The organism is Salinicoccus sp. Bachu38, assembly GCF_038561955.2.
Classification (GTDB): domain Bacteria; phylum Bacillota; class Bacilli; order Staphylococcales; family Salinicoccaceae; genus Salinicoccus; species Salinicoccus bachuensis.
In genome coordinates this window covers 1,309,795-1,322,635 of record NZ_CP138333.2, presented here as the reverse complement: position 1 = coordinate 1,322,635, position 12,841 = coordinate 1,309,795, and the positions used below count along the sequence as shown (strand labels likewise).

At 49.1% G+C, this 12,841-nt stretch carries 13 protein-coding genes; 2 read left to right on the top strand and 11 right to left on the bottom strand.

The features are described 5' to 3' along the window. Positions 1-9: 9 nt before the first annotated feature. From RQP18_RS06600 to RQP18_RS06550, 11 genes are all read right to left on the bottom strand, one after another. Positions 10-969, bottom strand: coding sequence for an ROK family glucokinase (locus RQP18_RS06600; protein ID WP_342386958.1), 960 nt, complete (start codon positions 967-969; stop codon positions 10-12). A gap of 2 nt (positions 970-971) precedes the next feature. After that, positions 972-1,160 carry a YqgQ family protein gene (locus RQP18_RS06595; protein WP_342386957.1) on the bottom strand — a complete coding sequence of 63 codons (189 nt, stop codon included), beginning with the start codon at positions 1,158-1,160 and terminating at the stop codon, positions 972-974. Further along, positions 1,153-2,565, bottom strand: coding sequence for a rhomboid family intramembrane serine protease (locus tag RQP18_RS06590; RefSeq protein ID WP_342386956.1), 1,413 nt, complete (start codon positions 2,563-2,565; stop codon positions 1,153-1,155). The genes RQP18_RS06595 and RQP18_RS06590 overlap by 8 nt, the downstream gene beginning before the upstream one ends. Continuing rightward, the gene (locus tag RQP18_RS06585; protein ID WP_342386955.1) at positions 2,558-3,130 is read right to left on the bottom strand and encodes a 5-formyltetrahydrofolate cyclo-ligase; all 573 of its coding nucleotides are present in this window, start codon (positions 3,128-3,130) and stop codon (positions 2,558-2,560) included. The genes RQP18_RS06590 and RQP18_RS06585 overlap by 8 nt, the downstream gene beginning before the upstream one ends. Before the next feature lie 133 nt (positions 3,131-3,263). Next, positions 3,264-3,920, bottom strand: coding sequence for a phosphate signaling complex protein PhoU (phoU, locus tag RQP18_RS06580; RefSeq protein ID WP_342386954.1), 657 nt, complete (start codon positions 3,918-3,920; stop codon positions 3,264-3,266). After that, a complete protein-coding gene (gene pstB, locus RQP18_RS06575) occupies positions 3,920-4,771 on the bottom strand; it encodes a phosphate ABC transporter ATP-binding protein PstB (RefSeq protein WP_342386953.1) in 852 nt (283 codons plus the stop codon). Before pstB ends, phoU begins: the two co-directional genes overlap by 1 nt. Positions 4,772-4,786: 15 nt before the next feature. Beyond that, complete coding sequence (pstA, locus tag RQP18_RS06570) at positions 4,787-5,665, bottom strand: phosphate ABC transporter permease PstA (protein WP_342386952.1); 879 nt, start codon at positions 5,663-5,665, stop codon at positions 4,787-4,789. Further along, positions 5,666-6,592, bottom strand: a complete 927-nt coding sequence (pstC, locus tag RQP18_RS06565) for a phosphate ABC transporter permease subunit PstC (RefSeq protein ID WP_373445985.1) — start codon at positions 6,590-6,592, stop codon at positions 5,666-5,668. Positions 6,593-6,667: 75 nt separating this feature from the next. Beyond that, positions 6,668-7,660 (bottom strand): phosphate ABC transporter substrate-binding protein PstS family protein, encoded by a 993-nt coding sequence (locus RQP18_RS06560; protein WP_342386951.1) that lies wholly within the window; start codon positions 7,658-7,660, stop codon positions 6,668-6,670. 150 nt (positions 7,661-7,810) lie between these two features. After that, positions 7,811-10,000, bottom strand: coding sequence for a peptidoglycan D,D-transpeptidase FtsI family protein (locus tag RQP18_RS06555; protein WP_342386950.1), 2,190 nt, complete (start codon positions 9,998-10,000; stop codon positions 7,811-7,813). Between the two features lie 117 nt (positions 10,001-10,117). Further along, positions 10,118-10,720: a superoxide dismutase gene (locus RQP18_RS06550; RefSeq protein ID WP_342386949.1), complete on the bottom strand. Its 603-nt coding sequence runs from the start codon at positions 10,718-10,720 to the stop codon at positions 10,118-10,120. 158 nt (positions 10,721-10,878) lie between these two features. On the opposite strand from RQP18_RS06550, the gene RQP18_RS06545 reads away from it, so the two are divergent. Then, positions 10,879-11,613 (top strand): DUF1189 family protein, encoded by a 735-nt coding sequence (locus RQP18_RS06545; RefSeq protein ID WP_342386948.1) that lies wholly within the window; start codon positions 10,879-10,881, stop codon positions 11,611-11,613. 87 nt (positions 11,614-11,700) lie between these two features. Further along, positions 11,701-12,816: a flavodoxin-dependent (E)-4-hydroxy-3-methylbut-2-enyl-diphosphate synthase gene (gene ispG, locus RQP18_RS06540; protein WP_373445984.1), complete on the top strand. Its 1,116-nt coding sequence runs from the start codon at positions 11,701-11,703 to the stop codon at positions 12,814-12,816. Positions 12,817-12,841 lie beyond the last annotated feature (25 nt).

Here is a 12,841-nt window from a genome sequence, read left to right as displayed (position 1 = left end):
TCCCTTCTTCTATGCCAGATACTGTCGAACGAGGCGCGCGGCACCGTATATGCCGGCATCGTTCCCTAGCTCCGCCATGACGATTTCGGTGTTTTCATATGCAGGCGGAAATGTGATCGGCCTGTAGTGGTGCTCTATCCGGTCCGTCAGTATCCGACCGGCACGGCTGACGCCCCCGCCGATGATGAAGTATTTCGGGTTCGTCACGGCAGAGATATGGCTGAGGGCAATTGCGATATAGCGCGCGACTTCGTCGACCACGCGGAGGCCGAGAACGTCCCCATCCTGTGCCGCCTCCACAATCATCTTCGCCGAAACAGTACCATTTTCGATTTCCTGGGAGAGAAGCGTATCCTTGCCGTCACCATAATAGTGCAGCGCAAGGTTCTTCATTCCAGTTGCCGAAGCGACTGTTTCAAGGCATCCTTTTTTCCCGCAGTTGCACTGGAAGCGCTGTTCGTAGTCGACAAGGAGATGGCCGATTTCACCGGCAGCACCCCCATGTCCGTGGATGAGCAGGCTGTTCGAGACGACGCCTCCGCCCACTCCTGTACCGAGTGTCACCATGACAACGTCCTTGTGGCCCATCCCGGCTCCTTTGAACTGTTCGCCGAGCGCAGCCACGTTGGCATCATTGTCGACGATGGCCCTTATGCCGCTCAAGGCTTCGAATTCAGCGGCAATCGGCTTCCTGTGCGTCCAGTTGAGATTGATGGCGCCGTTCAGTATCCCATTATTGAAGTCCACCGGTCCGGGCACACCGAGTCCCGTCCCGATGACATCCTCCCTGCTGTAGCCGAACTTTCCCCCTTCCGATTGGAAGGACTGGTGGATATTTTCGAGTATCCGGCTTCCTCCATCCGATGTGTCGGTGGGAATTTCCCACTTGTGCAGCAGTTCCAGTTCCGGAGTGAAGACACCCATTTTGCACGTCGTGCCTCCGATGTCCGATGCTAATATCCTATCCATGTTCATCCCTCTTTCCGTTGTCTCAAAATCAGAATCGCCTCTGTATATTCCTCTTTGGAAATAAGCCCATACTGATACAGCTCCCTGATTTCCATCTCCATGAGCTTGAGCATGTTCCCCATGTCCTTGTCATATACATATATGCCGTAGCGGAGCAGCAATCTGTTGATGTATGTCAGATCCCTACCCATTGTCAAATTCCTCGGCGATGCTTTTCAACTGCGGATCTTCGATGCTGTCCGGGTTGAGATTGCTCAGAATACGTCCCATTTCTTCATAATTCCTCTCTTTTCTCAGCTGCATCAGCCTGTGCCTGGCCACCTGCTCATCATCAGGGTCCATTTCCCAACTCAATTCATGGAAATGCCGGGCCTGTTCCATATCGCCATGGTATTCGGCGATCAGCCCGAGGGCATGATACGTACCCGCTGTATCATTGTTCGTCCGTATGGATTCATTCAGTATATCGAGTGCCACGCCGTATTCACCGGATTCCATATGCTCCATCGCCCTGGCATTGAATGGATGGGCGGATTCCTTCTGCTGCATGACCACGAATGAAAGTATGGACAGGCCGACCAGAAGTGCGAGTGCAATGATATGCCACTTGCCCCGGAATTTTTTCGGGTGGTACAGCACACCAATCGTTGCACCGAACAGCAGACCGCCGAGGTGTGCATAGTGGTTCACGTTGGATATGAGCTGGGAAAACAGGGAGACCACGATGAAGACGGCTGCAATCTGTAACAGGAGCTTTGCACCCAGGCGGCCGTTTATGAGCAGGTGGACGACCATGACCGCAAGCAGTCCATAGACCGCCCCACTTGCGCCCAGGGAGATGCCCTCTGTTATGAACATCAATGAAAACAGGCTGGAAGTGATGCCTGTGATGATGTATGCGACCAGAAGCCGCCAGCTGCCGAAAATGCTTTCGACAAACTTGCCCAGTATATAGAGTGCGAATATATTGAACAGGAAGTGATCGACCGTGATGTGCAGGAAGCTGCTGCTCAGTAGACGGTAGAAGTCCCCGGCAATCACATTGTAATGGCTTAGCGCCAGCATGTATGTCAGGTTGTATGAGTCCCATAGGTGGATGGCTGCAAGGTTGAAGAGGAACACGATCAGGTTGATGCATACGAGCAGATAGGTCATCGGTGTAAATTTGATCATGAACTTCTCGAACGGATGACGGCTCATCAGCCGCCTTTGATAGTAGCCGGTATCTTTGGGCTTCTTGTACTGAAGGTCCATTTTGAAGAAGGGGTTGTTCACAAGGGATTTTGCATCCACTATCCCCTTCTGTACAATTTTCGTACCGTTCTCCCTATGTTTTTTTACATGTGGCCGTTCCGATATGTGGAAGCTTTCAATCAGAGAAATATCCATATTCTGTGAAAATATATGGTTCATATTCTCCAGATAGTACATTTCGGCATCCAGTTCCCTTTCCGGAACGTGGTCCACAGACAGACACATCAATGCCTGCCTCTTCGCATCTTTCAGCCATATGGTGTGCCTTTCGTTGTCATATCTGAAGAATGAATAGTTTGTATACCGGGAGACTTCATAGGCAATATGCCATATATTATACATTTTTCTCCCTCTTTGCTTCTGCATCGATGACCCGGTCCGGTGTGATTAGGACATCAACGGGGATATCATGATGTTCCACCACGACTTCGCCGATCTGTTCCTCGAACAGCAGTGACGCTTTCAGGCCGTCATAGTGGCTCAGGAACCTGTCATAGAAGCCGCCGCCGTATCCGATGCGGTAGCCTTCCTCGGAGTAGATCAATCCAGGAACGACGATGAGGTCCGGCCTGTTGTTGACGTCCTCCGTATCTTCAGGAACACGCAGATTCTTCTCATCTTTCGTCACTTTGTCGAATGAGGTGAACCTGCAGAAATTCATCTGTTTGTTGCTGTAGTCGCATACCGGCGTATAGATCAGCTTGCCCTGACGGACGAGATGGCTGATGATGTCATCCGTATCCATCTCATGCGGCATGGCCAGAACGATGCCTATCGACTCGATATCATGCTCCTCAATATAATCGAGCAGTCTGGATTTGAGGACTTCTTCATTTTTCTTTTTGTACGACGTCTCCATCGAGGAGAGCGTGGAAATCATTTCCTTGCGCAGCGCCTTCTTGTTCATCTCCAATGCCCCATTTCGTATGTAGTAGTTGACATATCATATCCATTATAATCTTCCTCAGGACAAAGAAAAAGGCATAGCTCGAAATTATGGAATATGAAGTAGAAAAAAGACTCTGGAAACTTCCCAGAGTCTAGTTCATCTGCTTTCTGCTTTCATGCTTGTCCCCAGTGAGTACATAGAAGACATGTTCTGCGATGTTCTTTATATGGTCCCCGATACGCTCCAGGTATTTTGCGCACAGCTGGCTCTGCCCCGTCAGGAAAGCATCCGTCTCGTCAAAGATGTCCGATGTGGTGATCTGGACGAACAGCGCGTCTATGTCCTCATCCCGAGTGATGATTTCTGTACACAGGTCGATATTACGGGTGTCATAGGCGGTCTTTACATCTGCCAGCATCAACAGTGCGAGATGTTCCATCGTGGACAGTCGCAGGAGCAGCTTTTCATTGGTGATGCGCACACGCTTCCTTACCTCTCCGAGATTGCTGATGTTGTCGCTGATCCGTTCGAGATCATCCGCCACCTTGATGCTGGAGATGATGAGCCTGAGGTCGGTGGCTACAGGCTGCTGTGTGGTTATCAGATTGATGGCCTGGGTATTGATCTCCTCCTCCAGATTGTTGATCCTGAGGTCATCTGACACCAGTTCCCTGGCATCTGCCGTATCCATACTCGAAAGGATGGCGGTGCTCCCTCTCAGACGGTCATAGCACTCATATCCGAGTGAATTGACATTGTCATACAGCCTCTGCATTTCATCGGAAAATTTTCCGCGATATGCCATCATTACCCGAACCTGCCTGAAACGTAGTCTTCGGTACGCTGATCCTTCGGTTTTTCGAAAATGACGTTCGTCCGATCATATTCTATCACATGACCTTGATAGAAAAAGGCCGTCCTGTCCGAGATTCTCGCCGCCTGCTGCATATTGTGCGTGACGATGATGATGCTGTATTCCTTCTTGAGCTCCTGCATCAGGTCCTCAATCTTGGTGGTGGAAATCGGGTCGAGGGCACTCGTCGGCTCGTCCATCAGAATGACATCCGGCTCTATCGCCAGTGCGCGGGCGATGCAGATTCTCTGCTGCTGTCCACCGGAAAGTCCGTAGGCATTATCGTTCAACCTGTCCTTTACTTCCTCCCATATGGCAGCGCCCTTCAGGCTCTTCTCCACCACCTGGTCCAGCACCTTCTTGTTACGGATGCCGTGGACGCGTGCACCATAGGCGACATTATCATAGATGGATTTCGGGAAGGGGTTCGGCTTCTGGAAGACCATGCCGACCTTTGTACGCAGTTCCTCCACAGTCAGCGACTTGTCGAAGATGCTCTGGTCCCTGTAGAGGATATCCCCTTCCGTACGGACGATTGGTACGAGCTCCACCATCCGATTCAGCGCTTTTATGAAGGTGGATTTGCCACACCCCGAAGGGCCGATTATCGCGGAAATTTCATTCCTGTTGAAATCAAGGTCGACGTTCTGAAGGGCATGGTTGTCTCCATACCATAGGTTGAAATTCTTGGATTGGAAGACCGGCTGGGCCTGTTCAGCTGCCTGGTTCTCAACGCTCCGGTCCTGGACCGTCGCATCATGGATTGTTTTCATATCTTTTTCCTCTTTTACTTTTGTCAAAGTCATATTAAAGCCTCCATATTAAAAACGCTTAGAGTATTTATTCCTTATATATATCGCTACAGAGTTCATCAGGAACAGGATGAACAGGAGTACGAGTATGGCCGCCGCTGTAATGGACTGGAATTCCGGATTGGGCATTTTGACCCATGAGAAGATCTGCATTGGCAGTGCTGAGAATGTGTCGAACACACTTGTTGGTGTAAAGAGCAGGATCGTCGGAATGCCGATGACGACGAGGGGGGCCGTTTCCCCGATTGCACGTGAAAGTGCCAATATGATCCCTGTGATGATACCCGGCAATGAGGCCGGCAGGATGACACGGGTGATGGTCTGCCATTTCGTTGCACCCATCCCGATGGAGGCCTCACGGATGGAGGATGGCACCGAACGGATGGCTTCCTGGGAAGCGACGACGATTACAGGAAGAATCATGAGCGACATCGTCAGTGCTGCGGCAAGGACGGAATTTCCGAGTCCTGCCATTCGGACGAACAGCGTAAGGCCGAGCAGACCGAACACTACGGAAGGCACACCCGCCAGGTTGGAGATATTTATCTTTATGAAGTCGGTAATCTTATTTTTGGGTGCATATTCTTCCAGATACAGTGCTGTGCCGACGGAGAGTATGATTGCAATCGGCGCTGTTGTTGCCATTAACCATAATGTACCGATCAGGGCGCCTCTTATGCCTGCATTGTCAGGACGGCTCGAGCTGAAATTCGTAAAGAATTCGGCTGACAGATAGCTCCAGCCATCAATTATCGTATCGATCAGCAGAGTGGCGAGGACGACCAGTCCGACCAGGGTGCACAGGAGGAAGATGTATTTCATAGTCTTGTTCAACAGCAGTCTTCCACTCAATTTTTTCCCAATTTCATTTTTGTTGATCAGTTCCATTTAATATTCCTCCCTGAACTTCCGTGAAAACCATTGTGCAATGACGTTCATCAGCAGTGTGAAAACGAACAGTGTCATGCCGACAGCGTAGAGGCTGAAGTACACATCACTTCCGTATGTCGCATCCCCCGATGCGACCTGGACGATGAAACCGGTCATCGTCTGGAGGGACTCCATGATATTGAGACTTGCATTTGGAGTGCTTCCCGCAGCAATCGAAACAATCATCGTCTCTCCGATGGCCCGGGATACCGCAAGGACGATCGAGGCCATGATGCCTGAGACGGCAGCAGGCAGGACCACCTTGAACACTGTTTCGAGTCTTGTGGATCCAAGACCGAGCGCCCCTTCCCGCATTGAGTTCGGTACGGAGCTCATTGCATCTTCACTCAGGCTTGCGATCATTGGGATGATCATGACTCCGACGACGAGACCCGGACTGATGGCGTTGAAGAGATTGACCTCGGGCCAGATGCTTCTTATTAAAGGTGTAACGAATGTCAATGCGAAGAAACCGTAGACGACTGTCGGGATGCCTGCAAGAATCTCCAGTATCGGCTTGATTACGCGCCGCACACGATCGCTTGCATATTCACTCAGGTAGATTGCAGCCCCCAATCCGATCGGCACTGCAAAAGCGACTGCTATGACGGTGATTTTCAATGTTCCCATGATAAGGGCAAAAATTCCCCATTGTGGATCAGAGCTGAACGCTGACCACTCAGTGGAAGTGAGAAACTCTATTGGTGAAACCCTGGTGAAGAACATGACCGTTTCTGAAAGTAAGGTGACCAGAATGCCTATTGTGGTCAGCACGGATACGGAGGTGATGACGAGCAGGATGATGGGCACCATCTTCTCGATGAACACTGTACTGCGTCTGCCTTTTTTATTATCTATCATTTCACGAATATTATAATCACTCATAATGAACCTCGTTTCAAAATACTTTAAAATGGACGGGCCTCCACCCGTCCAGTGTCCTGCTATTGGTTTAAGCGCCTACTTGAAATCTTCGAGTTTATCCTTCTGCTCCTGCATTTCTTCTTCTGTCAAAGCGACATAGCCTGCCTCTTCAGCTGCAGATGAAGCATTGTTCAGAGTGAATTCCATGAACTGCATGAATGACTCATTGTTTTCCAGGGATTCATTCTTGGCATATACGAACAGCGGACGCGCCAATGGGTAGTCATAGCTCATGACCGTTTCTTCCGTCACTTCAACCGGCTCTTCGTTATCCGGTCCTTGGATGGGAACACCTTTCAGGTTGCCTTCGTTCACCATGTAGAAGTTGTAGCCAAAGAATCCGATTGAGTTGGCGTCGCTGGTGACAGATTGGGATATAACGTTCGTATCCTGGTTCAATTCAGCTGTGATGTCACCATCTTCCATGACTGCTTCCTTGAAGAAGTCATGTGTACCATGTGACTGGTCCGGCGCGTATGCTGTAATTTCCTCTTCTGGGAATTCATCACGGACATCGTTCCATGTTTCAGCTTCGCCGCTGTAGATTGTCTGAAGCTCTTCGAAGGTCAGATAATCCACGAAATCATTTTCCGTGTTGACTGCAACAGTCAGGCCGTCGTTCGCAACCTTGAATTCTGTGTAGTCGATGCCTGCTTCCTCCAGTGCGGAAACTTCCTCTTCCTTGATTTCACGGGATGCGTTCTGGAAGTCCGTCTCACCGGCTACAAATTTCTCGAAGCCGCCGCCTGTGCCGGAGACCCCGATGGAAACCTGTACTTCCGGATATTCGGCATTGAAGTCTTCATTTATCAATTCGAGGATGGGAGCGACTGTGGATGATCCGTCACCATTGACTGTACCGGACAGTGTGCCTTCCCCGTCTGTACTTGCTTCAGAACCTTCTGTTGCTTCCCCGCTGCCATTTTCTGTACTCTCTTCTGTTGTATCCTCAGCAGAACCACTGCCGCAAGCTGCCAGGATGAACATCAGACCCATCAGCAATGCAGCCATAAAAATACTCTTTTTCATTACCCGAACTCCTCCAATAAATAAGTGTTGTATTTCCTACAAGCCTTACTCTATCGAATGAATGTAAATTTGAAATGAATGGTTTGTAAAGATTATGTAAATATAAAAAAACACCACCGGTGCTGGCATCCCAGCATCGGTGGTGTCATTCTAATAACTGTCATATACAAGTCTTGAATAGAATTCGTTCGTATTATACTCATAGGGTGCAACAGGTTCCTGTTCATGGTAAAGTTCGTAATACTTGTTGATGACATCCCGCCCCAGGTACTGTGCAGGGAAGAATGGCACTGTGTACGGCATGTTCGGGAAGATGATCGAAAATGCCATGTCTGGATTTTCGTAAGGTGCATACCCGGTGTATGTCTGGTTCAGGACATTGTCGCCATTGAAATGAGCTTCTGCCGTACCGGTCTTTCCGGCCGCCTTCGGTTCAAGTTCATGGTATGCATCCCAGCCCGTACCATAACGGTCGGTCGCCGTATCATGGGTGTTGAATACGTCGAAGAAGCCTTTTTGGATCTGAGACAATTCTGCAGGGGAAAATTCGACTGTGTTGAGCACTTTGCCATTGAAGGACTGAAGAACAGCCCCTTCCTCGTTTGCATCCCCTTCCCGGACTTCCTTGGCCATATGCAGCCCCACCCTGTTGCCTCCATTCGCGATCGTCGAAACATACTGTGACAGCTGGAGTGCTGAATACGTATCATACTGGCCGATGGACAGATTGAGGTAGCTGCCCGGCGCGTTGCTCAAGTCCGGGCTCAGGCCCCTGGCCTCATTTGGAAGGTCGATGCCGGTCGATACACCGAGCCCGAACTGGTTGAGGCCATTCCTCAGCTTATTGGCGGCATCCTGGATATCCGTCGGCAGGGACATGCCTTCATGATATTCGAGCCCGGCCAGCCCCAATGCGATTTTCATCATATAGACGTTGGAGGAGACCATCAGTGCCTCCTGGTCATCCAATGCCACTTTTCCATCCCTGTTAAAGAAGGAACTGATTGCTTGTTCGTTTCCTGAAAAGTTCAAAGGTTCGTCGACAAGCGTCTCTCCCGCTTCGATGACATCATTCTGGTAGCCTGTTGCCACTGTGGCACCCTTCACGGAGGATCCCACTGCATACGTCGAAGTCAGCGCACCGTAATGGTAGTCGACGATCTCACCATTGTCATCCAACTGCTTGCCGACCATCGCAAGTACATCCCCGTTATTCGGATCCTGCACGACGAGTACAACCGTGTTGAGGTATTCCGGGATGATCGTGTAGTCGATTTCGCCACTTCGGCTGTTCCTCTGCTGGATCTCTTCAGCCATCTCCCTCAGAGAGGTGAGATGATGCTCGGCCAGCTCTTCAATTTCAAGCTGCAGGTTGATATCGATTGTCAAATAGAGGTCGTCACCCGGCTCCCCTTCTTTGACTACTTCCTGACTGATGATTTCACCCGATTTGTCGGTGGTGTATTTGACCTGCTCCTTTTCTCCGCGCAGCACATTTTCATACTGGTACTCCAGATAGGTCTTCCCTACCCTGTCATTCCGGGAATAGCCAAGTGCCATGTAATGGTCGAGAAGCTCCCTCGGAAGCCCTTCCTCAGAGGAGGAGACTTCCCCGAGGACGGTCCTCAAGGTTTCTCCATACGGATAATCCCTCTCCCAATCCATTCCTGTAGTGATGCCTTCGAGCGTATCCAAAGACTCATTGATTTCAGCAAATTCCTCTTCGGTCACACCCTCGCTTTTGATGACGACCGGATTCAGCTCGCGTGCATTGATCATTTCCACATATATTGCAATCGTATTCAGATCCTCTTCGGTCAATATATCGGAAATGCGTTCTTCATCAATGCGCTGATAGAGTTCCTGGTTGAACTGTTCCTGGGAGATGTTGCCGTTTTCAAGCAAGGTCTGCTCCTCTGCCATCAGGCGCTCCACTTCATCCGGATAGCGGCTGATGAGATAGTCCTGCTTGTCCCGGAGGGACAGGTTTTCCGTCTCCATATCGATATAATCGCTCAGTTCCACCGCTACATCCATGATTTCACCGGAAGACATGTTCCTGTGGCGTGTGAAATAGACCGCCTTCTTGGAAGCATTGCCCACCAGCAGATTGCCGTTTCTATCATATATTTCGCCTCTTGGCACACTCTGGTTGATTTCGACGAACTGGGCGTTCTCCACTTCTTCCTGATATGTATCACCTTTGACGATCTGAAGATAGCCCAACCGGAATACGAGTAGCAGGCAAAGCAGAAATACCAGCAGCATGATGATATTGATCCTCGATTTCATTATTTGCCTGTTTATCGTTTCAAGGCTTTTTGTTTTCGCTCGTTTCAATCCTACTCATTCCTTTTTTCACTTAAAAATATGTAATGTCATTCTACCACATAATGGATGGTTGCATTTAAAAATCAAACAAAAAAGAGTGGGTTTCCCCACTCTCTGAATCACAGCCTATTTTGCATTGCTGTAAAGTTCGTTCACTTTATCCCAATTGACTACGTTCCAAAATGCTTTCAGGTATTCTGGACGTTTGTTCTGATACTTCAGATAGTACGCATGCTCCCATACGTCCACACCAAGGATTGGTGTCTTGCCATCTGTGACAGGGTTGTCCTGGTTTGGAGTGGATACGATTTCGAGTTCTCCGTTGTTTACAACCAGCCAAGCCCAGCCTGAACCGAATCGGCCTGCGCCTGCTGCTTCAAATTCTTCCTTGAATTTGTCCACAGATCCGAATTTGGATTCAATTGCATCTTTAACTTCGCCAGAAACCTCTTTGGATTCAGGAGAGAGAAGTTCCCAGAATAGTGAGTGGTTCAAATGACCGCCGCCATTGTTTCTCACTGCTGTCTTCTTGTCTTCAGGAACTGAGTCGAGATTCTTGATGACATCTTCGATGGACTTGTTCTCAAGGTCCGTTCCTTTGACAGCATCATTGAGTTTGGTCACATAAGTGTTATGATGCTTTGTGTGGTGAATTTCCATAGTTTCTTTGTCGATGTGTGGTTCCAATGCATCATATGCATATGGTAGTTCTGGTAGTTCAAAAGCCATAGTTAATTCCCCTCCATGAGTAAATTGTTTACATACCAAATATATCAATTCGGTGTTAAAATAACAAATGTATTGCCTGACGAAGTGTGATTTTTCAGACCTTGGTCTGAATCTGAAGGCAAAACATATGCATTTCATGAAAAAGGAAGCGTTACTTAATGAAGTATTTCACTTTTTTCAAAAGGCTGCTGACTTTCAAGAAGTATCCCCTGTTCAGAACAGCCAACTTCAAACACATGCTCATCAATATACTGCTCATCTCCATACTGATCGCCCTTCCGAATATCATTTCACTGTTCCAGAGTGTCAATGCGACATCCGGCCTGGCCGATCTTGAATCGGAAATACCCGACTTCCGTATAGTGGACGGTGAATATGTCGGGGAAACGGAAACGGTCTCAATCCGGGGGGATGATATCCTCTTCAGCGGCGACATGACGACTGAGGATATGGTGAACCGTGATTCCGGCATACTCATTGGTTTCCTGAAGGACGGCATCTACATCAGGGATGTCCAGAACTCGGGGTTCGACTATTCATACATCAGCCAGGTCGAAACGGATGAAGACCTGAAAACTTTCATAGAACAGCAGACATCGAGCCTGTACTTCTATGTCATCGTCTACATCGTCTTCTATATTGCAGTCATCATGTTCTTCGCGGTCATATTCCTCTCTGTGGGCGTTTACGTCCTGCATCTGATATCACAGCTCCTGAAAAAGAAGTCACGGTTCATGAACTGGTTCAAATTCTCCATGTTCGCCACTGTGGCCGTCCTGATTCCGATGATTGCGATACAGCTCGCTGCCGGACCGCTGCTGTGGTGGCTCTATATGCTCACCCTGCCGTTCTATTATCACTACTTCAAAAAGCTTCCCGTGGTGAAAGCGTGATCACAAGGCGCAATGTTTACATTTTCAATAAATATCTAGTATAATAGCAGTTGATTTAGAGAATCATATAATATGAGGAGCTTGGTTATGTCTCAAATTACACACCGTACCAATACAAGACCTGTCAAGGTCGGCGATGTGACCATCGGCGGCGCCGACCAGATCATCATCCAGAGCATGACGACAACGAAAACTCATGATGTCGAAGCGACGGTAAAAGAGATTCATCGTCTGGAAGAAGCAGGATGCCAGATTGTACGTGTCGCGTGTCCTAAAGAAGAAGATGCACTGGCTATTCCAGAAATAAAGAAGCAGATCAACATTCCACTCGTCGTGGACATCCATTTTGACTATAAACTTGCCCTGCTCGCTGTCGAAGGCGGTGCTGACAAGATCCGTATCAACCCGGGCAACATTGGTAAACGTGAGAAAGTCGAAGCGGTGGTTGAAGCATGCAAGGCAAAAGGCATCCCGATCCGCATCGGCGTCAATGCCGGTAGCCTGGAAAGACACATCATCAAGAAATACGGCTACCCTACTGCAGATGGCATGGTGGAGAGTGCCCTGCACCACATCAAGATTCTGGAAGAACTTGATTTCCACGATATCATCGTATCGATGAAAGCATCTGATGTGAACCTTGCAATAGAAGCCTATGAAAAGGCTGCAAAAGCATTCGACTACCCGCTCCACCTCGGCATCACCGAAAGTGGCACCCTGTTCGCCGGTACCGTCAAAAGCGCTGCCGGACTTGGAGCCATCATTTCAAAAGGCATCGGCAATACGATGAGGATTTCGCTCTCTGCGGATCCGGTCGAAGAAGTGAAAGTTGCGAAGGAACTGCTGAAAAGCTACGGGCTGGCAAGCAATGCAGCCACGCTCATCGCCTGTCCGACATGCGGACGTATTGAAATCGATCTGATTGCGATAGCGAACGAAGTCGAGGAATACATTTCCACAATCAAGGCGCCGCTGAAAGTTGCAGTGCTTGGCTGTGCAGTAAACGGACCAGGCGAAGCACGTGAAGCGGATATCGGGATTGCCGGTGCCCGTGGAGAAGGCCTTCTATTTATGCACGGCAAGACGGTCAGGAAAGTGCCGGAAGAGACGATGGTCGATGAATTGAAGAAGGAAATCGACATACTTGCGGAACAGCATTACGAGAAGGAACGCAAGGAAAAAGAGGAAACAGCAAACAGATAATACAGAAAGGAATCCCTCGCAGTCC

Bases quoted from the DNA above. Each gene is read 5' to 3' on its own strand.
- RQP18_RS06600 (WP_342386958.1), bottom strand. From the start codon at position 969: ATGGATAGGATATTAGCATCGGACATCGGAGGCACGACGTGCAAAATG.
- RQP18_RS06595 (WP_342386957.1), bottom strand. From the start codon at position 1,160: ATGGGTAGGGATCTGACATACATCAACAGATTGCTGCTCCGCTACGGC.
- RQP18_RS06590 (WP_342386956.1), bottom strand. From the start codon at position 2,565: ATGTATAATATATGGCATATTGCCTATGAAGTCTCCCGGTATACAAAC.
- RQP18_RS06585 (WP_342386955.1), bottom strand. From the start codon at position 3,130: ATGAACAAGAAGGCGCTGCGCAAGGAAATGATTTCCACGCTCTCCTCG.
- phoU (WP_342386954.1), bottom strand. From the start codon at position 3,920: ATGATGGCATATCGCGGAAAATTTTCCGATGAAATGCAGAGGCTGTAT.
- pstB (WP_342386953.1), bottom strand. From the start codon at position 4,771: ATGACTTTGACAAAAGTAAAAGAGGAAAAAGATATGAAAACAATCCAT.
- pstA (WP_342386952.1), bottom strand. From the start codon at position 5,665: ATGGAACTGATCAACAAAAATGAAATTGGGAAAAAATTGAGTGGAAGA.
- pstC (WP_373445985.1), bottom strand. From the start codon at position 6,592: ATGAGTGATTATAATATTCGTGAAATGATAGATAATAAAAAAGGCAGA.
- RQP18_RS06560 (WP_342386951.1), bottom strand. From the start codon at position 7,660: ATGAAAAAGAGTATTTTTATGGCTGCATTGCTGATGGGTCTGATGTTC.
- RQP18_RS06550 (WP_342386949.1), bottom strand. From the start codon at position 10,720: ATGGCTTTTGAACTACCAGAACTACCATATGCATATGATGCATTGGAA.
- RQP18_RS06545 (WP_342386948.1), top strand. From the start codon at position 10,879: ATGAAGTATTTCACTTTTTTCAAAAGGCTGCTGACTTTCAAGAAGTAT.
- ispG (WP_373445984.1), top strand. From the start codon at position 11,701: ATGTCTCAAATTACACACCGTACCAATACAAGACCTGTCAAGGTCGGC.